We start from the raw sequence: 26,360 nt of genomic DNA on the forward strand, positions 1-26,360 counted from the left end.
GGATCAACCCAACCTTTCAGAAAGTGCTTGCAACAGTTCGTCTTCGGAGAGATCGTCGAATTCGTCGTCGGGCCCGGTCTCGGTGGCCTCCACCATCTCGGGCAGGGTCGCCGCGAGGTACCCGGTCAACGATTCGACGGTCGGATAGTCGAACACCACCGAGGTCGGCAGCGTCTCGCCGAGCGAATCGCTCAGCGCTCGCTGAAGCGTCACCGTCATCAACGAATCCATTCCGAACTGGAAGAACCCAGTTGTCGGGTCGAGTTCACGGGGCGACGAGAGGCCCATCACGGTGGCGACGAGCGAGGCCACGTGATCGGTCAGAATCCCGAGCCGGGCCGAGGTGTCCGCGGCAGCGAGTTCGGATCGCAACCGAGACTGCCCATCTGACGACTGCACCTCGTCGTCCAGCAACTCGTCGAGAATCCGCACGGCGGCCCTGGTCCGGTACGCCGCGGCGAGGGTCGACCAATCCGCGGCCACGACTGTCGAGCGCACGTGGCTGCCGGGAGCAGAGATCGATGCCAGTGCTCGAATCGCGGTGGCGTCGTCCATGGGGATGAGCCCGGATTCCCGGGTGACCTGACGTTCGACGTCGCCCTGCGCGTCGTCGAGCGACTTCCACAGTCCCCAGTTGACAGTTGTCGCGGGTAGACCGGCCGCGCGACGCGCGTACGCGAAGGTGTCCAGGAACGTCGTCGTCGCGGCGTAGTGAGACAACCAGCGGGAGCCGGTCAGGCCGGAGATCGAGGAGAACACCACGAAACGCTCGACCGGCGTCGACAACGTCAGCTGGTGCAGTGTCTCCAGGGCGTCGAGCTTGGGCCGGAACATGGCAGCGACGTCGGCGTCGGACATGTCGGTCAACGTCACCGGTCCACCGCCGAATGCCGCGAGATAGACACCCTCGAGTGGCGGGAGATCGTCACCGAATCGAGCGAACAGCGCGCTCATCGCGGTCGGATCCGCAGAATCCGCCGCTACGGGGACCACCGCAGTACCGCGTGCGGCTAGCTCGGCGGTCAAGCCTGCGAGGCGGTTTCCCGGGTCACGCGATACCGCGATGATCGTCCGCGCGCCCATGTCGGCGAGCTGGCGGATCAGGTGCGGGCCGATGTTCCCTGTCGCGCCCACCACGAGGTGAGCACCCACGTCGGAGAGTCGGTCATCTGCCGGACGTACGCGCGGCCCCCTCGCGACGAGCCGGGGCACTCTGCGCACCCCTGCCCGGTAGACGACCTGGTCCTCGTGGTCGCCGGATGTGGCTTCGGTCAGGACGTAACCCGCGGCGACCGCCGCCGGCACCGACTCGTCGACATCGACGATTCCTCCCCAGATCTCAGGATGTTCCAATGCGAGTGAGCGTCCAAGGCCCCACAGCACAGCATGTGCAGCCGAGCCGCGATCGCCCTCATCGACGGGCTGTCCGTTGCGTGTCAGCAGCTGCACTCGCGCTGGTGATCCGGCGGCGGCGATCTGCGTGACCAGCCGTCGCGCCGTGTCGAACAACCGGTAACCGGGTGCAGCGGCGAACAACTCCCCCGACGCCGGTGGTGCGGGGGCGTAGAGGACGCGGTCGACGTCGCCGAGTAGGCCGGCGACATCGGCGGTCGCCGTCGCACTCTCATCGATCACCGTGACCCGGTCGGAACCCAAGCGGTGCGCCAGCGCCGTCCCGACGTCGTGGCCGATCACCACCCAGCGCGTATCCGACGAGGACTCCGCGGGCGGCAGCGGGGCCGCCGGCCAGGTGAGCTCGTGGAGCCACTCCGCCGGGATCGACGTATCCAGCGGTCCCGACACCTCGGCGACGGCGCCGGAACCGGCGCCGGTGGTCGGTGACGGCACGGGCATCCAGTAGTCGACATGCTGCCAGGGTGTCGGCGGCAGCACCGGATGCGGCTCCGGGGGATGCGGGGTCGTCGGCGGACGCGACGTGCAGGCCGAGTTGACCGCCGTGTGGAAGGAGATCGTGTCGTCGCCGTCACGCACGAGTGTGGCGAGCACGTTGTATCGGCCCTCCGCGGCCTCCAGTACTTCTGCTATGGCCTGGGTCAATGTGGGGTGTGGACTGATCTCCACGAACGTCGTGTTGTCGCCGGACGCCGCGACGACCGCGGCGTCGAGTATCACCGGACGCCGGACATTGGCCACCCAGTAGGCGGAATCCAGCGTCGGTGTTGCGTCGCGGACAACGGTCGAGAAGAAGTCGATGCGCGGCCGTCGAGGCCTCAGCTCGTCGAGCTCTGAATGCAACTCGTCGAGAATGGGGTCCATCAGAGCGGTGTGCGAGGCGACCTCCATGTTGACGCGCCGTGCGAAGCCCCCCGCCGCCGCCACCTCGGCAACGATGGCGTCGACTGCGTCGACCGGTCCGGCGATGACCGTCTGTCGGGGCGCGAGTCGTCCCGAGATCTCGACGCCGTGGTGTGCTGTGATCAGTGACTCGACGTCGTCTGCGGGAACGCGGAGCAGTGCCACTGCGCCTTCGCCTCCCAGACGCGACATCAATGTCGAACGCACCGCGATGATCCGCAGCCCTTCCGCGACCGTCAGCGCACCCGAAACGACGGCTGCGGTCACCTCCCCCATCGACTGGCCGATCACGGCATCGGGGTGCACACCGTAGGCAGCCCACAGACGCGTCAGCGCCAGCTGTAGTCCCATGAGCACGGGTTGCACCTCGGCGTCACCGCGCAGTGCCCGTTGCTCGACGATGGTGTCGCGCAACGAGAATCCGACCTGCGGAACGAAATCGGCGTCAATCTCGTCGACCGCCGTGGCGAATGACGGTTCGTCGTCGAGCAACGACCTGGCCATGCCCGACCACTGCGAACCCTGTCCCGAGTACACGAACACCGTGCCCATCCCCGCGACAGCAGAATCGGGAAGCGCGACGCCCGCAGTGCGTTGCCCCGCGGCAAGCGCCTGCAGCCCGGAGATCGCCCCGGCTCGATCGCGGGAGGTGACGGTGCCGAAGACCGGAAGCGCAGCCCGATGGTGATTGAGTGTGTGCGCCACATCGGGAAGGGGTATTCCCGCTCCCGGACCCTGCAGCCACTCGGCCAGCATTGCCGCCTGTGCCGCGACGCGAGAGGTGCTCTTACCCGAAACGACGAGTGTCGCGACCGCAGATGACGGTGTCGACTCGTCGGCCGGCGGTCGGCGAACGGCAGGAGCCTGCTCGAGGACGACGTGGGCGTTCGTGCCACCGAATCCGAAGGAGGAGACCCCCGCCCGGCGTGGCCGGGGCGCCGAGGGCCACGGAATCGCGGAGTCGACGACACGCAGCCGCAGTTGTCCGAAGGGGATGTGCGGATTCGGATTCCGATAGTGCAGGTTGGCGGGGATGGTGCCGCGTTGGATGGCGAGGACGCTCTTGATGAAACCTGCTATGCCCGCGGCGGCCTCGAGGTGACCGAGATTGGTCTTCACTGCTCCGAGAAGCAACGGCTCGTCACTCGGCCTGCCGCGCCCGAGGACCGTCCCGAGCGCACGCGCCTCGATTGGGTCGCCGAGAAGTGTTCCGGTGCCGTGTGTTTCGACATAGTCGACCTCGTGCACACCCACGCCTGCATTGGCGTACGCCGTCCGCAGTACTTCCATCTGGGCCGCGGGATTGGGCGCGAACAGTCCGTTGGAATGACCGTCCTGGTTCACCGCCGACCCGCGGACGACAGCGAGCACTCTGTCGCCGTCGCGCAGCGCGTCACTCATGCGCTTGAGTACGACGACCCCGCAGCCCTCTCCACGCACGAAACCATCAGCATCTGCGTCGAAGGCGTGGCAGGCACCAGAAGCCGACAACGCGGCCGACTGGTCGAACCCGTGGAACACCGCGGGCGACAGGAGCACGTTGACACCCGCGGCGAGCGCGACGTTGCAGTCACCCAACCGAAGACTCTGGCAGGCGAGGTGAATGGCGACCAGTGATGACGAACATGCGGTGTCGACGGTCAGCGAGGGACCACGCAGATCCAGGAAGTAGGACAGGCGATTGGCGATGATGCTCAGCGCGCCGCCCAGATTGTTCCAGGCGTCGACCCCGGGAAGGTCGGTCGATGCGAGGAATCCGTACTCGCTCACGCATGCGCCGACGAACACGCCCGTCGGTGACCGCTTCAGCGTCCCGGGTGCGATGCCCGAATTCTCCAGTGCCTCCCAAGCGATCTCGAGAAGAAGACGCTGCTGCGGATCCATCTTGGTCGCCTCGCGCGCGGTGATCTCGAAGAACTCGGCGTCGAAACCCTCGATGTCGTCGAGGAACGAGCCGTGGCGTGTGGTGGCACCGAGTGCGGCACGAACCGCTGGGGTGCCGTCGTCGAATCGCTCCCAGCGTTCCGCCGGCACGGTCGTCACGGCGTCACGTCCCGCGGAGAGGAATTCCCAGTACTCCTCGGTTCCGTTGACGCCGCCCGGGAAGCGACAGCTCATTCCGACGACGGCGATCGGTTCGTCGAGTCCACCGCCGGTCTGCACCTGTTCGGTCAGCTCGATCGGTTCGTCGTGCAGCAGATAGGCGACGAGCGAATTGATGGTGGGGTGCTCCCAGAACTCGACGGGCGAGACCTGTCGGCGGAGTAGTTCGGACAGTTCACCCGACAGCACGACCGAATCACGCGAGCCCACACCGAGATCGGCCATCGACGCCTCGGGGTCGACCTCGTGACGCGCGGATCCCGTGATCGCGACGAGGTGATCGATCAGCCATTCGGTGAGGCGTTCGTCGTCGAAGCCGTGTGCGGCGCTCACAGACCCGGCTCCGCTGGAAGCGACGACGATTCGACGTCGTCGAACAGGCTGTCCAACAAGCCATCCGTCTCACTCTCGAGACTGTCCTCGACATCGGTCGGCGGTGCGATCTTGTCGGCCAGATGGGTGGCGAGCGCCGCGATCGTCGGGTGATTCCAGAGCATCGTCGCCGACAACTCGACACCTGCGAGCTTTTCTGCATCACGACGGATCGACATCGCCATCACCGAATTGAGTCCGAGCTCGGCGAACGGGATGTCGGATTCGAGATCGGCCTCGGGGATCCGCATCTCGTGGGCGAGGATGGCGCGCAATCCGTTCTCGAGAGTGCTCATCATCTCGGTGCGACTCATCTGTTCCCACGACGCCGAATGAGTGTCGTCGTGGTTCTCGGCGACCGGAATCGCGTCGATACGAGGCAGCACGACCGCCTGTGCGACGTCGAGACGCGCGATGTACTCCCAGGCCGCGAATGCCTCCTCCGCACGCACCGGTCGCGACCCGAACCGCTCGAGTTCGGCGACGACGATCTGCGCGTCGGTGGCGAACCCGAGGTCCTGCCAGGCGACCCAGTCGATGCTCAAAGTGTGGCGTCCCGCAGCGTGATCGAACCGGGCCAGTGCGTCCAGGTAGGCGTTGGCCGCTGCGTAGCCGCCCTGACCGGGAATGCCGAAGAGCGCCCCGGCACTGCCGGTGACGTGGAAGAAATCGAGTTCGGAGTTCGCGAAGGCGTCTGACAGTGCCTGCGCACCACCGATCTTGGGTTGCATCACGGTATGCAGTGCGACTGCGTCGGTATCCGTCACGAGATGGTTCTCGGTGACACCGGCCGCGTGGACGACGCCCGCGACCGGCGGACACCCCGCGTCATCGCGCCGCTCGAGAAGGCCACGCACGGCATCGGCGTCGGACACGTCGAGGGCAGTCGGCTCAACTGCCACCCCACGCGATTCGAGAGCTCGAATGCACTCGATCCGGTGGCGCACACGGGTGTCGAGATCGGCGGAGTCCCACTCGCGTCGCGGAGGTAGTGCGTGGCGGCCGGCGAGGATGATCCGACGGGCTCCCAGACCGGCGAGCCAGTCGGCGATCACGAGACCCAGTGCACCGAATCCGCCCGTCACCAGATACGCGGCGTCGGGCCGACACCGCAGCGTCTGGCGTACCGGCGCGGCGTCGACGAGAACCGGTGTCGGAACCAGCCATTCGTTGTCCACCAGGGCACTGATCGAACGCAACGGCGCAGCAAGACGAGCAGCGATCTGCTCGGCGACCGCGGCCGGCGTCACGCCGGCGGGTAGATCGATGAGGCCACCCCAGTGTTCCGGTTGCTCTTCGGCGATGACCGTGGCCAGACCCCACAATGCGCTCTGCGGGAGCGAGTCCCGCGTGCGCGGTGAGCGCACGCCGCTGGTGATCACCCACAGCCGGGCGGCCCGACCTGCCTGTACCAGGCGGCCGATGAGCTCCGTCACCTCGGCAGCCGCTCCTACGGCCGCAGAGGTGTGATCGCCGCTCGCGGTGGGCGCCAGGTAGATCACGTCGTCGGCGCCGTCGACCGGACCAACCGTCAGACCGTCGCCGACCGAGTGGAGTCGCTCACCGAGGGCAGCGGCGAGTGCGGCGTCGCCGACGAGGGCGACCCTGCCGACTGGTCGCACGTTCAGAGGTGGATTGTCGCCATCAGGGGCAGACCAGCGCAGGACGTGCACCATCGACGACGGTGGTGCAGCAGGGCCCACCGTGGTGGATCCGGCTGCGTCGGCGGCCGCCCCAGCGGTCGAGTCGACCGAGCTGAATCGCAGGCCACGGATCTCCAGCACAGGGCCTTCGGCCGCAGTGGCGCTGATGTCGACGACGAGGTCGCCGCTGGACTCGATGTTGCGGCGGACATCCACCGATGCCACCCGCGCCGAGCAGTGCTCTGCGAGCCACACCGAGTCGAGCGCGGCCGGAACCATGAGATCGCGTGTCGAGTCGTCGACGAGTCGCGCCACATGCGCCGCGGCGTCGAGTACGGCGTGCACCGACGGCGTCGGCAGCGAAACCTCCGCACGCATGCGCGTGGACGAGCGCGCCAGCGAGGTGAACGACCACGGGAACGGTTGGCCGGTCACCCCCCAATCTCGAAGTAGTTCGGCGGTGGACCGTGTCGTTGCCGCGGCGTCGGGAACCAGACCGTTGAGGGCCTCGGTTTGCGGCGTGGGGGGACGATGGATCGCGCGCGCGGTGGCATGTCGTACCCAGCGGGCGCCCTCGGCTTCGGTGCTCGACGAGATCGACAGCGAGTCGCCCTCGACGACAACGTGAATCACCCGTGGGCGGTCGACGGCGATGGGATAGGCGAACGCCAGATCACCCAGCTGTGCGATACCTGCGTCGCGAGCTGCGGAGGCCAGTGTGGCGATGAGCACCGAGACCGGGACGACCTCGAGTCCGTGGAGAACGTGCGAGCCCGGATACGGCTTGGTCTCCGGGGTCAGTCGCGCGCGCCACAAACAGGTGCCAGTGGCGTCGACGACCTCGATGCGCTCGCCGAGCAGCGTCCCTTCTGCGGGAGCCAGACCGCTCGACGGTGACCGCTCCGGGAGGTCGATCCAGTGGGACGCATGGTGCCAGACGGTCGGTGGCAACACCACGTGCGGTTCCGGTGCGTGCGGGACCACCGCGGGTGCCGTCGGCCGGGCCGCGCTCAGATTGGTATGGAACGTGAGGGCGTCGTCCTGGTCACGGTGGAGCGTCGCGACCGCGTGATGATGGACGTCGCTGAGCGTGTCGTCGATGGCATACGTCAAGATCGGGTGCGGACTGATCTCGACGAACACACCGTGATCGGCGCCCGCGGCCGTGACGGCCTCGGAGAAGTGCACAGGGTTACGAAGATTCGCGCACCAGTATTCGGCGTCGAATCCAGGGTCACCCTGCGGCTGCGTGGTGGAGATGAACGGAATGCTCGGGCGCCGGGGTGAGAGGTCGGCGAGTTCGATTCGCAGGTCGGGCAATACGGGATCGATGATCGGATGGTGTGATGCCACGTCGACCTCGATACGTCGCGCGAGTCGATCACGCGACGAGACCTCCGTGATCACCGCATCCACCTGGTCAGGGGGCCCGGCGATCACCGTCTGTCGCGGCGATGCGTGGACGGCGACGGTGACGTCGGGGTGATCGACGATGAGTTCACCGGCCGTGAGGGCATCGAGCTCCACGAGTGCCATGGCGCCCTGCCCCGACAGCGCGGCCATCAGCCGGGAACGTGTCGCGATGACCTTCAAGCCGTCGGCAACTGTCATCGCGCCGGAAACGACTGCGGCAGCGGCCTCGCCCATCGAATGACCGATCACGGCGTCCGGCACCACGCCGTAAGCAGCCCAGAGACGCGTCAACGCAAGTTGCAACCCGGTCAGCGCGGGCTGGATTCTGTCGATTCCCACGACCGGTTCGCCGGAACGGATGACATCGATCAGCGAAAACCCAACCTGCGCAAGGAAGTCGGGTTCGATGTCAGAGACAGCTGCGGCGAAGTGGGGCTCGGTCGCCAGCAGTGAGCGCGCCATCCCCGCCCACTGGCTTCCCTGGCCGGAATACACGAACACCACACCGGGTCTGCAGCGACCGTCGTGCACGTCGACGACTCCCGGTGCTCGCTCGCCGGCGGCGAGCGCACGGAGACCGGCGACTGCCTGTCCGTGATCGACGGCGGTGACCGTCGCACAGGTGCTGTGTCGTGTCCGGTGGTGGTCGAGCGTGTGCGCGATGTCGGCGAGAGCGACGCCTTGTCCGGAATGCTCCATCCATTCCGCCAACGAGCGGGCTTCTGTGCGGACACGATCGGCCGACTTGCCCGTGATGGTCAGTGTCGTCACCGGGCTCCGGGCGGGGTCGGGCAACGGCTGTGGTCCTCGCGGCGCCTGCTCGAGAACGACGTGCGCGTTGGTGCCGCCGAAACCGAACGATGACACTCCCGCACGGCGCGCGCGATCACGCTGCGGCCACTCGGTGTGGTCGGCGACGACACGAAGTCGGAGGCTGTCGGTGTTGATGTGCGGATTGGGTTGCGCGAAGCCCAGATTCGCCGGAATCACACCGCGCTCGACGGCGAGTGCCGCCTTGATGAACCCGGCAACGCCTGCTGCGGCCTCGAGATGGCCGATATTCGATTTCACCGCGCCCACCAGCAGCGGATCGTCGGCGGGACGCCCACGCCCGAGTACGGTGCCGAGCGCCCGAGCCTCGATGGGGTCGCCGAGCAGCGTCCCGGTGCCATGCGCCTCGACATAGTCGACGTCGCGTGGCGTCAATCCTGCCGCGGCATAGGCACTTCGCAGGACAGCCATCTGGGCCGCAGGATTGGGGGCCATGAGGCCGTTTGAATGCCCGTCCTGGTTGACCGCCGACCCTCGAACCACGGCGATCACCCTGTCTCCGTCGCGAGCAGCGTCCGCCAGTCGCTTGAGGATGACGACACCTGCTCCCTCACCGCGTACGTAGCCATCCGCGGCCGCGTCGAAGGAGTGACATTGCCCGCTTTGCGACATGGCATCGGCGCGGTCGAAACTCCTGGTGATGGCCGGCGAAAGCATGACATTGACCCCCGCGGCGAGAGCGAGCGTCGATTCACCGGAACGCAGACTCTGACATGCGAGGTGGATGGCGACGAGCGACGACGAACAGGCAGTGTCGATCGTCACGGACGGACCACGCAGATCGTAGTGGTAGGACAGGCGATTGGAGATGATCGACAGTGCCCCACCGGTGCCCGACCACGCGTCGACCTCGCTGAGGTCGCTGGTCGCCAGGTACCCGTACTCGGCCGCGCATGAGCCGGCGAAAACGCCCGTCTGGGAGTGGCGAAGCGACGAGGCCGGAATACCCGCGTTGTCCAGCGCTTCCTGTGTCACCTCGAGCAGCAACCGTTGCTGCGGGTCCATCTTGTCGGCTTCGCTCGGCGAGATGTCGAAGTACTCGGCGTCGAATTCGTCCACCCCGGACAGGTATCCGCCCCAGCGTGTCGTGCGCTCGAGGGCTGCAGCGGTCTGGGGGCGTCCGTCGTCGAATCGGGCCCAGCGGTCCGCGGAGACGGTGGTGACACCATTGCCCGAGCCGAGCAGAAACGACCAGTAGTCGTCAGGACCGCAGACGTCGCCGGGGAAGCGGCAGCCGATACCGACGACGGCCACCGCGTCGTCGCCGCCCTCGTGAACCTCGACGTGCTCCCGCTGATCCTGCTGCGCTGCATCTGGATCGGTGAGGAATGCAGCAAGTGTGGAGATGGTGGGATGTTCCCAGAAATCGACGGGTGAGACCTGCCTGCCGACCAGTTCGGTCAGCTCTCCGGACAACACGACGGCATCGCGGGATCCGATTCCGAGATCGTTGAAGGCCGCGTCGACATCGATGTCACCGGGTTCGCACCCGATGCCGATGAAGCGATCGATCAGCCATGCCCGCAGGTCCGCCTCTTCTCGAGGCTCCGTCACTGCGCGGAGTCCGATCGAACGAACGCGCCGTCCCGATAGTGGTCGCCGGCCGCCGATCTCCGGGTTTTTCCACTGGTCGTGATGGGAATCGATCCAGGTGCGACGAACACGATGTCGGCGACTCGAACGCCGTGACGATTGGTCACCGCCGAGGTGATCTGACCGCGCAATTCACCGAAATCGACCGGTTGTCCGCGATCTTTGATCTCGGCGACGACGACGAGTTGTTCGCCTGCGCCACGATCGACCGACACCGCCGCGACGCGTCCGCGCGTGAGCTCGGTGACCGTGCCCTCGATGTCGTCCGGGTAGTGATTGCGGCCGTCGATGATGAGCAGATCCTTGATGCGACCCGTGATGAACAGATCGCCCTCCGACAGGACCCCGAGATCTCCTGTGCGCAACCATGGCCCGGAGGGCGTCGTCGGCGCGGGATCCGCGATCCAGCCACCGAAGACCTTGTCGGTCAGTTCGGGATTACGCCAGTAGCCCGCAGGCACGTTGTCGCCGTGAACCCAGATCTCCCCGACCTTGTCGGCAGGATTCTCCTGGCAGGTCTCGGGATCGACGATACGGAACGTGACCGACCGTTCGGGTCCGTGACTCATCAACTCCGACCCGTCCTGGCCTGCCGCGCTCCTACGAGCCCAGCCGGACGCCAACTTCTCGAAGTCGAAACCGACGCCTTCGGCTGTGCGACCCGGCGTCAATGCGGCCACGTAGAGAGTAGCCTCGGCGAGGCCGTAGGCGGGTCGAACGATGTTCTCGGGCAGCCGGTCTCGCTCGAAACGGTCGACGAAACGTCGGATCGTACTGGCGTGCACTCGTTCGGCACCACACATGAACGCGGTGACCTGCGACAGATCGCGACCGCCGAGGTCGTCGTCGGTGGTACGTCGTGCCGCGAGTTCGTAGGCGAAGTTCGGCGCTGACGTGAACGTCTTGCCGTACGACGCCATCGTGGTGATCCAGCGAGATGGTTTCTGCAGGAAGGCCATCGGGCTCATGTCGACTGTTCTGCGACCGGACAGCACACCGCCGCAGATTCCGAGCAGCAGTCCCATGTCGTGATAGAAGGGCAGCCAGGACACCAGCACGGTGTCGGGGTCGGGCCATCCACCGTGATGGGCGAACATGTCGGTGATGAGTTGATCGAGATTGGTGACGACGTTCTGATGGGAGACCATGACACCGCGCGGCGCGCTCGTCGAGCCCGACGTGTACTGCAGAACAGCAGTTCTGTTGCGCCGCACTGTATCCGGATAGTCGGCCACCGGTGAGTCGTAGTCGAGTGCGTCGACCTCGACGACCGCCGGGGTGACGCCCGACATTTCTTGGGCGTACGGCAGCACGTCGTCGACAACAGCGGTGGTCGCGAAGATGACCGACGGCGTGCAGTCGGCGAGAGCCGAACTGATGCGCTCGTCGTGATGCGCGCCGAACATCGGGACCGACAGTGGGACAACGATGAATCCGGCTTCCATCGCACCCAGGAAGGCCACGATGTAGTCGAGACTCTGTGGTGCGAGGATTGCCGCACGGTCGCCCGCTGCGCCGTGGCTGAGAAGTTCTGCGGCGACGACCCTGACACGGTCGTACAGCTCGCCGAACGTCAGCGATTCTTCGTACCCTGCCGCATCGACGTCGTAGTCGATGAAGCTGAAAGCGGTGCGGTCAGGGTGCGCAGTGGCGCGTGCGCGGAGAAGAGACGGAATGGTCTGATCTGAAAGTTTTGGTTTGTGCGATCCGGTGAGGTCCACCGATGTCGTGACATCCACGTAGCAATTTCGCTTTCCCCCCGACAGAGAATATGCGACGAGCCCCGACGACGACCATGGTCGCTGAAACGGAGCTGCCCCCCAGCTGCTGTGCAGTCCCGGCCGACGTCAGCGCCGACTCGGTTTGCGTGTGAATGACGGTAGCACCCGATGTTCGGTCTGGCCACCTCAGCAACACGTGATTTCGAGTTGCATTTTTCAACTCAACGGAGTGTGCCGCTGAAACATTCGTGCGCGCGGTGGGGCGCGACCAGAGGTGTCCCACCGCTGACCTGCTGGTGAGCGAATTCTGGTCGAATGACCATGAATTCGACTGTGAGTTTCCTAGTGGACCGCTTGGAAGAGTTTGTCTTCGATGTCCGAAACCAATTCGGGAAGATGATCCGTGAGATAGAAGTGGTGTCCACTGAATTCGCGCATCGTGAACTGTGCCGAGGTGCGCTCGGCCCACGGTCGGACCTTTTCGGCTGTGGCGACCTCGTCGTCGTCGGCGTAATAGGCATGAATCGGACACGAGATGGTCGCGTCGGGCGGGCACTCGTACGCGGTGATTGCCTTGAACCCTCGTAGCGTCGGCAGGATTCGGGACTGGAACTCCTCGCTGTCGAGAAGTGCCGGATCGACTCCCGTCATCTCCGAGACCGCGTCGAGAAGACCACGATCGGACTCGGGGATGTAGTCGTAGCCACTGCGTCCCGGTGCCGCACATGCCGACACGAAGAGTGCCTCGACGGTACGGCCGGCTTCCTCGAGAAGACGGGCGGTCTCGAACGCCACGAGTGCGCCCATGCTGTGGCCGAACAGGGCCAGACCCGTGTCGGGCTCTGCAGGCGGCAGTTTGGCGACCACGGTCTGCGCCAGATCGGGGATTCCACGGAACGACGCGAGATCCTGGCTCCCCTTCTTGCCGGGGTATTGCACCGCGACCCGTTTCACGTCGGACGTGAACGAGCGGGCGAACGGTACGTAGAAGCCGGCCGAGCCGCCGGCGTGCGGGAAGATGTAGAGCGTTGACGCTGTCACGCGGGTCACCTTATCTCGTCGTACGGGAAGGCAACCGATCTACGGTAGGACCGGGCCGTCCCGATAGGCTTGGGGCACCATGGTCGACTATCTTCGCGACGCCGCTGAAATCTATCGGCAGTCCTTCGCAACCATCCGCGCCGAAGCGGACCTGTCCGGATTCAACCCCGACGTCGCGGGCGTGGTCGTGCGGATGATCCATGCCTGCGGCGAGACCGACCTGACCCGCGATGTCGTGGCGACCGACGGTGTCGTGGATGCCGCGCGCTCGGCGTTGTCGACAGGTGCGCCGATCCTCTGTGACGCAACGATGGTCGCGAGCGGAATCACCCGCCGGCGTCTCCCCGCGGACAACGACGTGCTGTGCTATCTCACCGAACCCGGATTGCCGCAGCTGGCGAAGGAGATGTCGACGACACGAACGGCTGCGGCACTGGAGTTCTGGCGACCGCATCTCGACGGTGCGGTCGTCGCGATAGGCAACGCACCGACAGCCCTGTTCGCGCTCCTCGACATGATCGACGCAGGTGCGGCACGTCCCGCCGCCATCGTCGGTGCGCCCGTCGGCTTCATCGGAGCCGCCGAGTCCTGCGCGGTCCTCGCCGACCGAAACGACCTCGAGTTCATCACTGTCGTCGGCAGGCGGGGTGGGTCGGCCATCGTGGCCGCGGCTGTCAACGCGCTCGCCAGCGCCGAGGAATGACGATGGGCACCAATGACCGGTTGACCGCGGAATCCGTTGCGCGCACGGGAAAGCTGTGGGGCGTCGGCCTCGGTCCCGGAGACAGCGAACTCGTGACCGTCAAGGCAGCCAGGGTCATCGGAGCGGCAGATGTCGTGGCCTACCACAGCGCGCGGCACGGCAACAGCATCGCACGAGGGGTTGCCGAGCCGTATCTGCGTGGCGACCAGCTCGAAGAACGGCTGATGTATCCGGTCACGGTCGAAACGACCGATCATCCCGGCGGCTACCGCGGCGCGCTCGACGACTTCTATGCGGCCAGCGCCCAGACACTCGCCGATCACCTGCGTGCGGGACGCGACGTGTGTTTGTTGGCGGAGGGCGATCCCCTCTTCTTCAGCTCGTACATGCACATGCACAAGCGGCTTGCCGACGAATTCGACGTCGAGATCGTGCCCGGCGTCACGTCGGTCAGTGGTGCGTCGGCCGCGTTGGGAATCCCGCTCGTCGAGGGCGAGGAGACGCTGACGGTGGTTCCGGGAACGCTCCCGCTCGACGAGCTGGCCGCGGTGTTCTCCGGCGCCGAGGCCATTGCCGTCCTCAAGCTCGGTAGGACGTTCTCGACGGTGCGAACCGCTCTCGAACGCGCCGACCGAATAGACGAGGCCTGGTATGTGGAGCGAGCGTCGACTCCCGCGCAGCGAGTCCTGCCCCTCGCCGAGGTCGATCCGGAACGGGTTCCCTACTTCTCGATGATCGTCGTGCCGGGACGACGCAACAATCCACGATTCGAGCAGACGCAGTCACGTGCAGGCGAGGTTGTCGTCGTCGGGCTCGGACCCGGCGCACCAGCGCAGACGACACCACAGGTTCGTGCCGAATTGGCAGCTGCGACAGACCTTGTCGGTTACCGCACGTATCTCGCTCGCATCGCAGCGCGACCTGGCCAACGAGTGCACGCCAGCGACAATCGCGTCGAGGCCGAGCGTGCGGAGTTCGCGCTCGATCTCGCGGCACGCGGCGCCCGCGTGGTCGTGGTGTCCTCCGGCGATCCCGGCGTCTTCGCCATGGCTGCGGCGGTCGCCGAGGCGGCGGCACAACCGCGGTGGACCGACGTATCGGTCAGGGTCGTACCCGGGGTGACCGCTGCGACAGCCGTCGCGGCGGTCACCGGGGCCCCACTCGGGCACGACTTCGCGGTCATCTCGCTGTCCGACAGGCTCAAGCCGTGGGAGGTGATCGAGGCCAGATTGCGCCATGCAGTCGAAGCCGATCTGGTCATCGCCGTCTACAACCCCGGGTCGCAGAGCCGGACCTGGCAGGTCCCGCGGTTACACGAGATGTTGTCGGAGATGGTGCCGAGTGATCGCGTGATGATCATCGGGCGCGACGTCGGCGGGCCGGAGGAGTCCGTGTCGGTGACCACCGTCGGCGCCTTCGACCCGACGGTCGTCGACATGCGCACGATGCTGATCATCGGGTCGTCGACGACCACCGTGGCCGAGCGGGCCGCGGGTCGGCTGGTCTTCACGCCACGCCATCACAGCGGCTGACCGTCGTCGAGTAGACCGCGTACCCGGTCGAGGGCTGTTCGCACGTCGGCCACAGCGGGGACGTCCGGCTCCTCCGGCCGATCGACCATCACGACTTCGATGCCGAGTTCTCTTGCCGCATCGAGCTTTGCGCGTGTCATGTCGCCGCCGCTGTTCTTCGTCACGAGTACGTCGATCCGGTGTTCGCGCATCAGGTCCAATTCGTCGGCGAGACGGTAGGGTCCGCGGGACCGCAGGATGGTGTGCGCGGGAGGCATACGGGTCCGCGGTGGGTCGACGACGCGAATGAGGAACCATGCGGACGAGATGTCGGCGAAGACGTCGACATCCTGTCTCCCGGTGGTCAGGAACACGCGGGCCCGTCGACCGTCGAGATGCCGCGCGGCATCGGCAATGTGTGTGAACCGGAACCACGCGTCGTCGGCACCCGGCGACCACGGCGCGCGGCACAGACGTAACAACGGTGGGCCGCCCGATCGAGTGGCGGCCACCGCGTTGGCGCTGATTCCGCTCGCGAAGGGGTGGGTTGCGTCGACGACGACTTGAATTCCGTTGTCGCGTAGCCATTGTCGTAGTCCGGCCGCTCCCCCGAATCCACCGACCCGCACCGCACCCTCGGGTAGTCGTGGTCTACTCACCCGGCCTGCAAGGGAACTGACGGCCGGAATGTCCTCGGCGTGAAGCATCGCTGCGAGTTCGCGGGCCTCTCCGGTGCCGCCGAGTATCAGGACGGCGGGACCGTCGGTCATGCCAACCGATCCCGGCCGCCACCACCGTCTCGACCGTGGTGGCCGTCAGCGTGACCGACATCGCGCAGTTTGGTCATGCGGGCCTGCGAATAGAGGTAGCTGTCGCTGGGTGTCGCGGCCGACGTCGGATCGAGTACCCGGCCGACGAAGATGACCGCGGTACGGCGGATGCCGTGATCGGCGAGTTGTTGTGCGAGCTCCGACAGCGGACACCTGAGCACGACTTCGTCGTCACGCGATGCGAAAGCCACTGTCGCCGTGGGGCACTGCGACCCGTAGTGCGGAACGAGGGTCGCAACGATCTGGGTTGCCCGGTGCGCGGCGAGATGGAGCGCCAGGGTCACGCCGGTCTGTGCCAGACGGTCGAGTTCCTCGCCGTCCGGCATGTCGGTCGACAGTGTCGACACGCGCGTGATCAGAAGACTCTGCCCGACAGCCGGGACGGTGAGCTCCGCGCCGAGCGCGGCGGCGGCTGCCGCGAAAGCCGGTACACCGGGCACGATCTCGACGTCGATGCCCAGACGTGTGAGTTCGCGGTGCTGTTCGGTGAATGCCGAGTAGAGCGAGATGTCGCCCGAATGAAGACGAGCCACATCGCCACCGGAGGCGTGCGCATCGACCATGTATCCGATGATCTCGGCGAGCGGCATGCGCGCCGTGTCGATCAGCGTCGCCCCGGGCGGGCAGAGTTCGAGAAGCTCTCGCGGGACCAGCGAGCCGGCGTATAGGCAGGTGGCGCACTGCCCGAGGATTCGCGCGCCGCGCAGGGTGATGAGGTCTGGTGCGCCCGGCCCCGCGCCGACGAAGTAGACGGTCATGGCTCGTCGAGCTCTCGCGTGACGACCCACTGCACGAGGGGCAATGCCGGGCGCCACGTGGTCATCGAACCCAGCGGCTCCACGGTCTCGATCGACAGCCGCCGGAGCGTGCCCCCGACGCGACGGTGCCAGTCGGCGAGCACCGACTGTGTCTCGATCGTGACGGCATTGGCGACCAGTCGGCCGCCCGGCAGCAGCGCGCGCCACACGATGTCCATGACCGACTCGTCGAGACCACCACCGATGAATACGGCATCGGGATCGGGCGCGACGGTCAGCGCCGCCGGCGCCGCGCCCGCGACGGTCAGTGCTGCTCGGACACCGTGACGGCGGGCGTTGCGCATGATCCGTTCGGCGCGGGTGGCGTCGCGTTCGAATGCGAGCGCAGTCCCGTCCGGGTCCGCGCGCAACCATTCGATCGCGACACTCCCCGACCCGGAGCCGACATCCCACAGCAACGCCTGCCCGCCCGGCGCCAGGGCCGCGACGGTCAGCGCACGCGCCGCAGCCTTGGTGAGCTGCCCGTCGTGCTCGTACTCGTCGTCGGGCAGTCCCGGCGCCCGTGTCGAGCGCGGACCGACGCAGTCGATCGCGACGATGTTGAGCGCATCGTGCGATTGTGGTCTGTACGACCGTGCAAGACAGTCGACGATGCGTTGCCGCGGACCGCCGAGCTGTTCGAGGATGGTCATCGTCGACCACCCGAACCCGGTGCGTACGAGCACACCTGCGATCTCGGACGGTGTGGCGGCGCCCCGACTGAGCACCAAGAGTCGTCGTCCGTCGGTGAGAGTGGGAACCACGGCTTCGGCGTCGGCGCGCAGCGTGCTGACCACTTGTGTTCTCGATAGGTCCCAGCCGAGCTCTGCGCACGCCAGACTCGCGGACGACACCGCAGGAAGCACGCGGACTCTGCTGCGCCCCACGGCTTTCACGATTGTCGATCCGACGCCGTGGAACATCGGATCCCCACTGGCGAGGATGTGCACGACGCGGGGTACTGCGGCCGACAGCACCGCACCGAGATGATCGGACATCGGGGATTGCCATGCCACAGTGGTGGCGTCGAGTCCGGGAAGGAGGTCGAGCTGGCGAGAGGAGCCGTACACCACGGTTGCAGTTCGCAATTCGTCACGCGCCCGGTCGGTCAGCCCGGTCCATCCGTCGGCTCCGATACCGACGACGACGAACTGCGGTGCGGAATCCACCTCGGCGGAGGCAGTTGTCATCGGGGCAACCTGCGCCAGATCGCACGTGGCACGAAGCGCATCGCGAATCCGACGAGACGCAGTGGCGCGGGGATCCACACCTCCCAGCGCCCGCGGAGGTACGCCTGCGCCACCGCGTCAGCGACCTGGTCGGCATCGACCGACATCGGTGCGGGTTTGGTGCCGGCTGCCATGAGCTCCGCGGTCATGTTGCCGATGACGAATCCGGGACGTGCGAGCAGCAGGCGGACACCGGATCCGTGTAGCGCGTCGGACAGGCCGCTGGCGAAGCCGTCGAGTCCCGCCTTCGCCGACCCGTACACATAGTTGCCGCGCCGTACCCGCACGCCCGCGATCGACGAGAAGACGATCATCGTTCCCGACCCCTGACTGCGCAGCGCGTTGGCCAGGGGCGTCAACACACTGATCTGGCCGACGTAGTCCGTCTCGGCGATCGCGAGTGCATGTGCCGCGTCGACCTCGGCGCGGTGTTGGTCACCGAGGATGCCGAACGCGACGATCGCAATGGCCACCGGCCCGTGCTCCGTGGTGATGGTCTCGATGAGCGCGGGATGGGTGTCGGTCGCGTCGGCATCGAACTCGAGCGTCACGACGTCGACTGCGCCTGCTGCGCGCATCGCGGCCGTCTCGTCGTGGAGGTCGGCGGATCTGCGCGCCGCGAGGACCACGGTGCGGCCGCCGACGAGTCGCCTGGCGAGGGCGATGCCGATTTCGCTCCGTCCACCGAAGAGGACAACCGTCCCGGGAACGTCGTGTGCGTTGCTGCGCGCCATGACACGAAGTATTCCACCGGTGGCCGCGGCACCGACATCGGTGTCCGGCCGAATCACGGCGGTGACTATCGTTGCCCACATGCCGCGTACTCCCGACGACCTCGGTCCTGCAGCGCTCGAGTTCCTGGGCGAACGACACCTCGCGACACTCGCGACTCTGAGACCCGACGGCACCCCGCACGTCGTCGCCGTCGGATTCACCTACGATCCCGCCAGCGGGATAGCTCGCGTCATCACGCGCTCCGGCTCCCAGAAGGTCCGCAACTGCGAGCGGGCCGGCTACGCCTCGGTGACCAACGTCGACGGTCCGCGATGGTTGACGCTCGAGGGACCGGCGACGGTGTATCGGGACCGCGGTCACGTCGGAGAGGCCGAACGACGCTACGCCGAGCGGTATCGGGAGCCGAAGCCGAATCCAGAGCGGGTCGTCATCGAGATCGACGTGCGCCGCGTGCTCGGTTCACATTCACTGCTCGACGGTTGAGCCGGCAGGTCGCGTCAGTTCGCCGGACCGCACTCGGATCGGTTCAGAGCACCAGCAATTCGTGCGGGCGCACATTGACGGGCTCGCAACCGTCGTCGGTCACGATCACGATGTCCTCGATGCGCGCGCCCCAGCGTCCGGGGAAATACACGCCGGGCTCGATCGAGAACGCCATGCCCGCTTCGAGTACGAGGCCGTTGCCGCTCACGATGTACGGCTCCTCGTGAACCGACAATCCGATGCCGTGGCCGGTTCGGTGGATGAAGTTCTCACCGAATCCGGCGTCGACGAGAACGTCACGGGCGGCGGCATCGACCTCCTCGGCTGTCACGCCGGGCCGCACCGCGGCGACCGCTGTGCGCTGGGCGAGTTCGAGTGCGGCATAGACACGTGCGGTGTCATCGGACGGCGGCCCGAAACAGTAGGTGCGGGTGGAGTCGGAGTTGTAGCCCGGTTCGACCGGGCCGCCGATGTCGATCACGACGATGTCATCGGGTTCGATCACCCGATCCGACTGCTCATGATGGGGGTCGGCGCCGTTCGGACCCGACCCGACGATGATGAACTCCGGCTCGGTGTGGCCCTCCGCGACGATGGCCTCGGCGATGTCTGCGGCGACCTCGGCCTCGGTACGTCCCGGGCGTAACCACTCGCCCATCCGTGCATGCACCCGGTCGATCGCGGCGCCGGCTCGCCTCAGGGCTGCGATCTCGTTGTCGTCCTTGATCATTCGCAGCTGGCGCAGGACCGGGGTGGCCAATGTCGGTGTGGCTCCCAACCGATCGGCGATCGGCACCAGGTGCAGGGCGGGCATCGATTCGGACACCGCGACCGCCGATGGCGTCGGCAACCCCTCGAGCGCAAGAGCGTGGGCGTCGTCGCCATCGACCCAGTCGACGACGTCGACGTCGAGTTCACCGATTGCGGAATCGCGGACGGAAGCGAGTTCGAGACGTGCGATCACGAGCCGAGCTGTGCCTGCAGCGGGGATGACCAGAGCGGTGAGACGTTCGAACGTGTCGGCGCGCGAACCTGTCAGGTAGCGCAGGTCCGGTCCCGGAGCGACGATGAGCGCGTCGAGCCCTGCCTTACCGGTCAGCACAGCGGCGCGCGCGAGACGGCGCCGATAGACTTCCGCGTCGAAACGCTCTTCTGCAGTGGCGGTCACGAGTCGAAGCCTACGCGGATGGCAGAGTTGGGACATGGCCGGATCTGTGATGCTGCTCGACGGCGCAAGCCTGTGGTTCCGCTCGTTTCACGCGCTGCCCGAGAAACTGACCGCAGCCGATGGGCGGCCGGTCAACGCGGTCCGCGGCTTCGTCGACACGATCGCCTCACTTGTCGCAGCACATCAGCCGACTCGACTCGTCGTGTGCCTCGACCTGAACTGGCGACCGACGTTCCGGACGGAGCTTCTGCCGTCCTACAAGGCACATCGGGTGGCGCAGGAGGTACCACACACGGGCTCCGACGACGCGGAAGACGTGGATGTCGAGGAGGTTCCCGACACCCTCACCCCGCAGGTTGCCATGATCCTCGACGTGCTCGCCGCCGCGGGGCTGACGACCTCGGGTGCGACAGGGTGCGAGGCGGACGATGTGATCGGGACGCTCGCCGCCGCTGAGTCCGAGGACGAGGTGATCGTCGTCAGTGGCGATCGCGACCTATTGCAGGTGGTCGCCGACGATCCCGTGCCTGTCCGAGTCCTCTACGTGGGACGCGGATTGGCCAAGGCGGAATTGATGGGACCGACCGAGGTCGCCGGCCGTTACGGGGTACCGGTCGAACGCGCGGGAACCGCGTACGCGGAAATGTCCATGCTGCGCGGCGACCCGTCCGACGGCCTGCCCGGAGTACCGGGAATCGGCGAGAAAACCGCGGCGAAGCTGATCACCGCGTACGGCGACCTCGACGCGCTGGAGGAGGCGGCGCTCGACACGTCGAGCACTCTCACGCCGCGGGTGCGCTCATCACTTCGCGATTCCACCGCGTATCTGCGCGCCGCTCGCACCGTCGTGACGGTACGGACCGACGCGCCGACCGTCGAGAGCCGACCGGACGACCATCTGCCGAGTGCACCAGCGGATCCCGACAGGCTTGCGAACCTGATCGAAGAGTTGCGCATAGGAGCGTCGGTAGGCAGGCTCGCCGATGCACTCGGCTGGGAGTTGCGCGTGCGCTGATCAGCTCGTGGGGCGTGAGACCTCGTACTTGCCGTCGTCATCGAGGATTGTCACCTTCACCTGCTGCTTCTGCCCGCCGACCATTGCCGTGCAGGTGAACGAGTGGCCCTTCTCGACGCTCTGTCCCGACGGGCACGACACGTCCGTGACGTTGGTCGCCTGGTAGTCCTTCGTCAGAACCTGCTTCACGCCGTCCTGTACCGCGTTCTGGTCCAATGACTTCGGCGCCCAACCGGGCCATGCGAATGCCGTGATCAGGATGATCGCAGCGATGACGACGAGAGCTCCGATGCCCCCGAATATCGCCGTCCGCGTGCGCTTCGAGGAACCGGACTTGACTGTCATCGAAGAGAACTGATCGCCGGGCTGGCCCGGCTGACCGACCTGACCCGGCTGCGTTGCCGCTTCACCCTGGGAGACCGGCTGCCCGTACTGGGGGGACTGATCCTGTCCGTACTGGGGCTGACCGTACTGGGGCTGCCCGTACTGGGGAGCCTGGCCCTGTCCGTACTGGGGCTGCCCGTACTGGGGAGGCTGGCCCTGCCCGTACTGCGGCTGACCGTACTGGGGTTGCCCGTATTGGGGAGGCTGGCCCTGTCCGTACTGGGGCTGACCGTACTGGGGCTGCCCGTACTGGGGAGGCTGGCCCTGCCCGTACTGCGGCTGACCGTACTGGGGAGGCTGACCCTGCCCATACTGCGGCTGACCGTACTGGGGCTGCCCGTACTGCGGAGCCTGGCCCTGGCCGGGCTGACCCTGACCGGGCTGCTGCTCACCGGGGTGACCACCCTGATGTGACTGGCTGTCGGCCGGGGACTTGTCGCCTGGAGTTTCGGGCTCGTACGGCTGGCTCATACGTCTCTCTTCCGATCAGCCGGCAGTGGTGCCGGTGGGCATGTCGAACGATCCGGTTCCGCGGCCTGACGTATGTCTCCCGTGACGTCGCCGCCGACCCTTATGCGAAGTGAAGGTTACCGCAGCGGATCCTCGTGGTCGTTCAGGCGGTACAGCCTGTGGCAGCGAGTTCCCTGTGACCTCAGCCGAGCTCCGCGGCCACCACACCGCGACGGATTGCGCCTACCGCCGAGCGAGCCGAGCGAGCGAGCGGCGCGTCGTCGCCGACGCCTAGTCGAATCTGTTCCAGCAGGTCGACGACCTGCCGGTTCCAACGTACGAAGTCACCGGGTGAGAGCAATTGGCCGCGTTCCCCCGCAGCAGCCAGCGATTCCGTGAGTGACCGTCCTGAAGCCCAGAGCGAGACCGCGATCGAGAACCCGGTGTCCGGTTCGCGTGTCGGCGACACACCGTGTCGGCGTTCCACATCGGTGACCTGATGCCAGATGTCGACGGTTTCGGCGATCGCAGTGCGCAACGCCGTGTTGCCCGGCATGGCATCGGCGCCCGCGTGGCTGTCGCGTCGCGACTCGAAGACCATCGCGGCGACGACGGCCGAGAGCTCTGCCGGCCCGAGCGTGTCCCAGATCCCGGCGCGGATGCACTCCGTCACCAGCAGGTCACTCTCGCTGTAAATACGACTGAGGAGGTGCCCGGTCGGCGTGACCTCGACCTCGTTACGAACCTTCTCGAGGTAACCGAACTCCATCAGCACGCCCACGATCCTGTCGAAGGTCACGCCGAGCGTCGACGTGCGCTCGTCGATCGCGCGTTCGGCCGAGACGATCTCACGGATCAGTCGATTACGTTGCTCGGCGAGTCGGAACAGGTCGTCACCGTTGGCGATCTGGTGCGCAGGGTGTGCGCGCAGTTCGTGGCGCAGACGAGCCAACTCGGTGTCGTCGGCGGCCAACGCTCTCTTCTTCTGTCGACCGCGCGGCATTTCGATGCCGGTCGACCGCAGCGCCGATGCCAGGTCGCGCCGACCACGTCCCGTCCGGCGATCGGGATTCTTGGGCAACCTCATGTGACCGAGGACCTCGGGCGGATTGACGAAATCGCGCGTACCCACTCGACCGCACCAGGCGTCCTCGCTGAGTACCAGCGGTTTGGGGTCGGCCGACTGGGTCGCCGGTTCCAGCACGACCGCGAGTCCGCGATGGCGGCCGCCCGGCACGCCGATGACATGTCCGCGCTTGAGCGCAGCGAGGTCGGCGACCGTCGACTCCTGGGAGGCGACGCGGCTGCGGAACTTGAGGTCACGTTCTCGCCTGCGGATCTCCTCACGAAGCGTCACGTAACCGAGGAAGCCGCGATACGGATCCCGGGGGTCGTCGTCGGTGCTGTCGTCGTCGAGTCCGGTGATACTGCCCGGCTCGATCCCCCGTTTCGTCGCCGCGCCCGCGAGTTCGACATCGAGTTTGCGCAACCTGCGGTACATGTCGTCGACCTTGCGGGACTGTCCGACGACGGAGCGGTCGGCCTGGAACTGTGCGAACGACCGGTTCAGCAGCTCACGCGATCCGGCGAGTCCCCGCCGACCGATCAGGTTGACCGCCATGTTGTACTCGGGCGCGAAGGAACTGCGCAGGGGGAAGGTCCGCGCCCCCGCCAGGCCGGCGACCTGCTCGGGTACCAGCTCGGGCGTCCACACCACGACGGCGTGCCCCTCGACGTCGATTCCTCGACGTCCCGCGCGACCGGTCAGCTGGGTGAACTCCCCCGGTGTCAGGTCGACGTGCGATTCGCCGTTGAACTTGACCAAGCGCTCGAGCACGACCGATCGCGCAGGCATGTTGATGCCCAGAGCGAGTGTCTCGGTCGCGAAAACCATCCGCACCAGGCCCTTGACGAAGAGCTCTTCCACCGTGTGCCGGAAGGTTGGGAGAAGGCCTGCGTGGTGCGCGGCGAACCCACGGCGCAGACCCGCCCGCCACTCGTCGACTCCGAGCACGTCGGCATCTCCCGGCGCGATCTCGGTGATGTGGCGGTCGACGACCTCGTCGACCGCGCTTGACTCCTCAGGGGTCAGCAGCGTCAACCCTGATCGAAGGCACTGCGCCAACGCGGCATCGCATCCGACGCGGGAGAAGATGAAACCGATCGCCGGCAGCAACCCCTCGCGGTCGAGACGGGCGACGAGCTGCGGGCGTGCCAGTGCTCCCGGTCCACGACCCCGCGCCGGCGACCGTGTTCGGCCCCGGCCTGATCGCCGGTCACGTCCACGAGCACCCTCCCGCTCGTCGGCGAGCAGCATCCTGTGCCGGATGTAGCGTTTGAGCTCGGGGTTGACCTGCGGTCTGCCTCCGCCCTGCCAGTGCGGGTCGAACAGATCGAACATCTGCGAGCCGACGAGCATGTGCTGTTGGAGCGGAACCGGCCGGTGCTCGTCGACGATGACCGTGACCTCGCCCCGGACCGTCTGAATCCAGTCACCGAACTCCTCGGCGTTGCTGACCGTCGCCGACAGGCTCACCACGCGCACCGACGGGTCTAGACCCAGGATCACCTCTTCCCACACCGCGCCCCGGAAGCGATCCGCGAGGAAGTGGACCTCGTCCATCACGACGTGCGACAGGCCTTGCAGTGCCGGCGAATTGGCGTAGATCATATTGCGGACCACTTCCGTGGTCATCACGACCACAGGAGCGTCGGAATTGATCGAGCTGTCGCCGGTCAGGAGCCCGACCGCTTGCTTGCCGTGCACCGCAACGAGATCGGCGTACTTCTGGTTGCTCAGTGCCTTGATCGGCGTCGTGTAGAAGCACTTGGTTCCGCTGGCCAGGGCCAGGTGCACCGCGAACTCGCCGACGATCGTCTTGCCGGCGCCGGTCGGTGCACACACCAGGACGCCGCGCCCGTCCTCGAGCGCGTGGCAGGCCACACGTTGGAAGTCGTCGAGATGGAACGACAGTCCTTCCGCGAAGCGGTCGAACTCCGTGTGCTCAGCGGACATCACGGTCAGAGGACGTCGTCGAAGGTCGATGCGTCGCGTACCGAGGTACGACCCGTCGCCGGCACGGTGGCCACCGGCGACGCCCCGGCGACCGATGACGGCCGGGGACGTGGCGACACGTCCGGCAGCGGGCTGGCCTGATCGTCGGGGATGGACGCCCAATCGGGCTCGTTGCGTGCACGTCGGCGGTCGTTGATCCTGGAGAACTGGATGGCCACCTCGAGCAGCACGGTGAGGGCCAACGCAAGGGCGAGCATGGTGAACGGATCCTGACCGGGAGTCACGACGGCAGCGAACACGAACAGTGCGAAGATCAACCCGCGACGCCAGGCCTTGAGCCGCGGATAACGCAGCACGCCAACAGTGTTCAGGGCCACGATGAGCAGAGGCAACTCGAAGCTCACCCCGAAGATGATCAGCAGATGGATCATGAAGCCGAAGTACTGGTCGCCTGCCAACGCTGTGACCTGCACGTTGTTTCCGACAGTCAGCAAGAAGTGGAAGGCTTTCGCGACCACGAGGTATGCGAGTACGGCGCCCGCCACGAACAGCACAGCGGCCGCCGACACGAACGAGATCGCGTACTTGCGTTCCTTGTCGAGCAGACCCGGAGTGACGAACTGCCAGATCTGGTAGAGCCACACCGGGCAAGCCAGCACGACTCCCGCGGTCAGCGCGACCTTGAGCCGCAGCATGAACTGGTCGAACGGGCCTGTAGCGAGCAACCGGCACGAGTCGTCCGCGGTCAACGTGGCTCGCGAGGACGCGGGCAGCGAACAGTACGGCTCGCGGAGCAGATCACCGAGGGTGGGCAGTCCGAAGATCCCGTAGGAGTACCAGACGAAGCCGAGGATCGTCGTGACGACGATCGCGGCCATCGAGATGAGCAGACGGGTACGCAGCTCGAATAGATGCTCCACCAACGGCATCGTGCCGTCGGGGTTGAGTTTGCGCTTGCGGTACCTCGGGTCGAATGGAATCCGCACTCAGGTGTCCCGGTACGCGG

Annotated in this window: 16 protein-coding genes; 4 read left to right on the forward strand and 12 right to left on the reverse strand. The window is 66.6% G+C overall.

The annotated features are described in order from the left end of the window. Nucleotides 1-3: 3 nt before the first annotated feature. The 4 genes from LK459_RS21390 to LK459_RS21405 all read right to left on the reverse strand — a co-directional run bounded on the left by LK459_RS21390 (nt 4) and on the right by LK459_RS21405 (nt 13,033). The gene (locus tag LK459_RS21390) at nt 4-4,752 is read right to left on the reverse strand and encodes an SDR family NAD(P)-dependent oxidoreductase (RefSeq protein WP_227920641.1); all 4,749 of its coding nucleotides are present in this window, start codon (nt 4,750-4,752) and stop codon (nt 4-6) included. Beyond that, nucleotides 4,749-10,232 carry a type I polyketide synthase gene (locus LK459_RS21395; protein ID WP_227920643.1) on the reverse strand — a complete coding sequence of 1,828 codons (5,484 nt, stop codon included), beginning with the start codon at nt 10,230-10,232 and terminating at the stop codon, nt 4,749-4,751. The genes LK459_RS21390 and LK459_RS21395 overlap by 4 nt, the downstream gene beginning before the upstream one ends. Beyond that, nucleotides 10,229-12,010 (reverse strand): fatty-acid--AMP ligase, encoded by a 1,782-nt coding sequence (locus LK459_RS21400; protein ID WP_322590798.1) that lies wholly within the window; start codon nt 12,008-12,010, stop codon nt 10,229-10,231. The genes LK459_RS21395 and LK459_RS21400 overlap by 4 nt, the downstream gene beginning before the upstream one ends. 324 nt (nt 12,011-12,334) lie before the next feature. Next, nucleotides 12,335-13,033, reverse strand: a complete 699-nt coding sequence (locus tag LK459_RS21405; RefSeq protein WP_051997846.1) for a thioesterase II family protein — start codon at nt 13,031-13,033, stop codon at nt 12,335-12,337. A gap of 79 nt (nt 13,034-13,112) precedes the next feature. Between LK459_RS21405 and LK459_RS21410 the strand changes: the two genes are divergently transcribed. Together LK459_RS21410 and cobJ are read left to right on the forward strand one after the other, a co-directional pair. Then, a complete protein-coding gene (locus LK459_RS21410; RefSeq protein WP_007237066.1) occupies nt 13,113-13,736 on the forward strand; it encodes a precorrin-8X methylmutase in 624 nt (207 codons plus the stop codon). Nucleotides 13,737-13,738: 2 nt separating this feature from the next. Beyond that, nucleotides 13,739-15,268 carry a precorrin-3B C(17)-methyltransferase gene (gene cobJ / locus LK459_RS21415; RefSeq protein WP_227920645.1) on the forward strand — a complete coding sequence of 510 codons (1,530 nt, stop codon included), beginning with the start codon at nt 13,739-13,741 and terminating at the stop codon, nt 15,266-15,268. Here the strand turns inward: cobJ and LK459_RS21420 are convergent. From LK459_RS21420 to LK459_RS21435, 4 genes are read right to left on the reverse strand one after another with little or no spacing between them, the layout of a single operon-like run. After that, complete coding sequence (locus LK459_RS21420) at nt 15,256-16,017, reverse strand: cobalt-precorrin-6A reductase (RefSeq protein ID WP_227920647.1); 762 nt, start codon at nt 16,015-16,017, stop codon at nt 15,256-15,258. The genes cobJ and LK459_RS21420 overlap by 13 nt on opposite strands. Then, a complete protein-coding gene (cobM, locus tag LK459_RS21425; protein ID WP_227920648.1) occupies nt 16,014-16,835 on the reverse strand; it encodes a precorrin-4 C(11)-methyltransferase in 822 nt (273 codons plus the stop codon). Before cobM ends, LK459_RS21420 begins: the two co-directional genes overlap by 4 nt. Beyond that, a complete protein-coding gene (cbiE, locus tag LK459_RS21430) occupies nt 16,832-18,064 on the reverse strand; it encodes a precorrin-6y C5,15-methyltransferase (decarboxylating) subunit CbiE (protein WP_227920650.1) in 1,233 nt (410 codons plus the stop codon). Before cbiE ends, cobM begins: the two co-directional genes overlap by 4 nt. Next, the gene (locus LK459_RS21435) at nt 18,061-18,837 is read right to left on the reverse strand and encodes an SDR family NAD(P)-dependent oxidoreductase (RefSeq protein WP_227920652.1); all 777 of its coding nucleotides are present in this window, start codon (nt 18,835-18,837) and stop codon (nt 18,061-18,063) included. Before LK459_RS21435 ends, cbiE begins: the two co-directional genes overlap by 4 nt. Nucleotides 18,838-18,916: 79 nt before the next feature. Here LK459_RS21435 and LK459_RS21440 point away from each other — a divergent pair, with 79 nt between their 5' ends. Beyond that, nucleotides 18,917-19,321 carry a PPOX class F420-dependent oxidoreductase gene (locus LK459_RS21440; protein ID WP_007237189.1) on the forward strand — a complete coding sequence of 135 codons (405 nt, stop codon included), beginning with the start codon at nt 18,917-18,919 and terminating at the stop codon, nt 19,319-19,321. Nucleotides 19,322-19,364: 43 nt separating this feature from the next. Here the strand turns inward: LK459_RS21440 and LK459_RS21445 are convergent, their stop codons facing one another. Then, nucleotides 19,365-20,525, reverse strand: a complete 1,161-nt coding sequence (locus LK459_RS21445) for a M24 family metallopeptidase (RefSeq protein ID WP_227920654.1) — start codon at nt 20,523-20,525, stop codon at nt 19,365-19,367. A 13-nt stretch (nt 20,526-20,538) separates the two neighbouring features. On the opposite strand from LK459_RS21445, the gene LK459_RS21450 reads away from it, so the two are divergent. After that, nucleotides 20,539-21,504, forward strand: a complete 966-nt coding sequence (locus tag LK459_RS21450; protein ID WP_227923939.1) for a 5'-3' exonuclease — start codon at nt 20,539-20,541, stop codon at nt 21,502-21,504. Here the strand turns inward: LK459_RS21450 and LK459_RS21455 are convergent, their stop codons facing one another. From LK459_RS21455 to tatC, 3 genes are all read right to left on the reverse strand, one after another. After that, complete coding sequence (locus LK459_RS21455) at nt 21,505-22,359, reverse strand: DUF4333 domain-containing protein (protein WP_227920659.1); 855 nt, start codon at nt 22,357-22,359, stop codon at nt 21,505-21,507. It lies immediately after the preceding gene. Between the two features lie 181 nt (nt 22,360-22,540). Then, the gene (locus tag LK459_RS21460) at nt 22,541-25,354 is read right to left on the reverse strand and encodes a DEAD/DEAH box helicase (protein ID WP_227920661.1); all 2,814 of its coding nucleotides are present in this window, start codon (nt 25,352-25,354) and stop codon (nt 22,541-22,543) included. Between the two features lie 5 nt (nt 25,355-25,359). Next, nucleotides 25,360-26,340 (reverse strand): twin-arginine translocase subunit TatC, encoded by a 981-nt coding sequence (tatC, locus tag LK459_RS21465; protein ID WP_007237183.1) that lies wholly within the window; start codon nt 26,338-26,340, stop codon nt 25,360-25,362. Nucleotides 26,341-26,360: the final 20 nt, after the last annotated feature.

The organism is Gordonia otitidis, assembly GCF_020735545.1.
Taxonomy (GTDB): domain Bacteria; phylum Actinomycetota; class Actinomycetes; order Mycobacteriales; family Mycobacteriaceae; genus Gordonia; species Gordonia otitidis.

Bases quoted from the DNA above. Each gene is read 5' to 3' on its own strand.
- LK459_RS21440 (WP_007237189.1), top strand. From the start codon at position 18,917: ATGCCGCGTACTCCCGACGACCTCGGTCCTGCAGCGCTCGAGTTCCTG.
- LK459_RS21455 (WP_227920659.1), bottom strand. From the start codon at position 22,359: ATGAGCCAGCCGTACGAGCCCGAAACTCCAGGCGACAAGTCCCCGGCC.
- LK459_RS21435 (WP_227920652.1), bottom strand. From the start codon at position 18,837: ATGGCGCGCAGCAACGCACACGACGTTCCCGGGACGGTTGTCCTCTTC.
- cobJ (WP_227920645.1), top strand. From the start codon at position 13,739: ATGGGCACCAATGACCGGTTGACCGCGGAATCCGTTGCGCGCACGGGA.
- LK459_RS21450 (WP_227923939.1), top strand. From the start codon at position 20,539: ATGCTGCTCGACGGCGCAAGCCTGTGGTTCCGCTCGTTTCACGCGCTG.
- LK459_RS21420 (WP_227920647.1), bottom strand. From the start codon at position 16,017: ATGACCGACGGTCCCGCCGTCCTGATACTCGGCGGCACCGGAGAGGCC.
- LK459_RS21460 (WP_227920661.1), bottom strand. From the start codon at position 25,354: ATGTCCGCTGAGCACACGGAGTTCGACCGCTTCGCGGAAGGACTGTCG.
- cobM (WP_227920648.1), bottom strand. From the start codon at position 16,835: ATGACCGTCTACTTCGTCGGCGCGGGGCCGGGCGCACCAGACCTCATC.
- LK459_RS21445 (WP_227920654.1), bottom strand. From the start codon at position 20,525: ATGTCCCAACTCTGCCATCCGCGTAGGCTTCGACTCGTGACCGCCACT.
- cbiE (WP_227920650.1), bottom strand. From the start codon at position 18,064: ATGACAACTGCCTCCGCCGAGGTGGATTCCGCACCGCAGTTCGTCGTC.
- LK459_RS21410 (WP_007237066.1), top strand. From the start codon at position 13,113: ATGGTCGACTATCTTCGCGACGCCGCTGAAATCTATCGGCAGTCCTTC.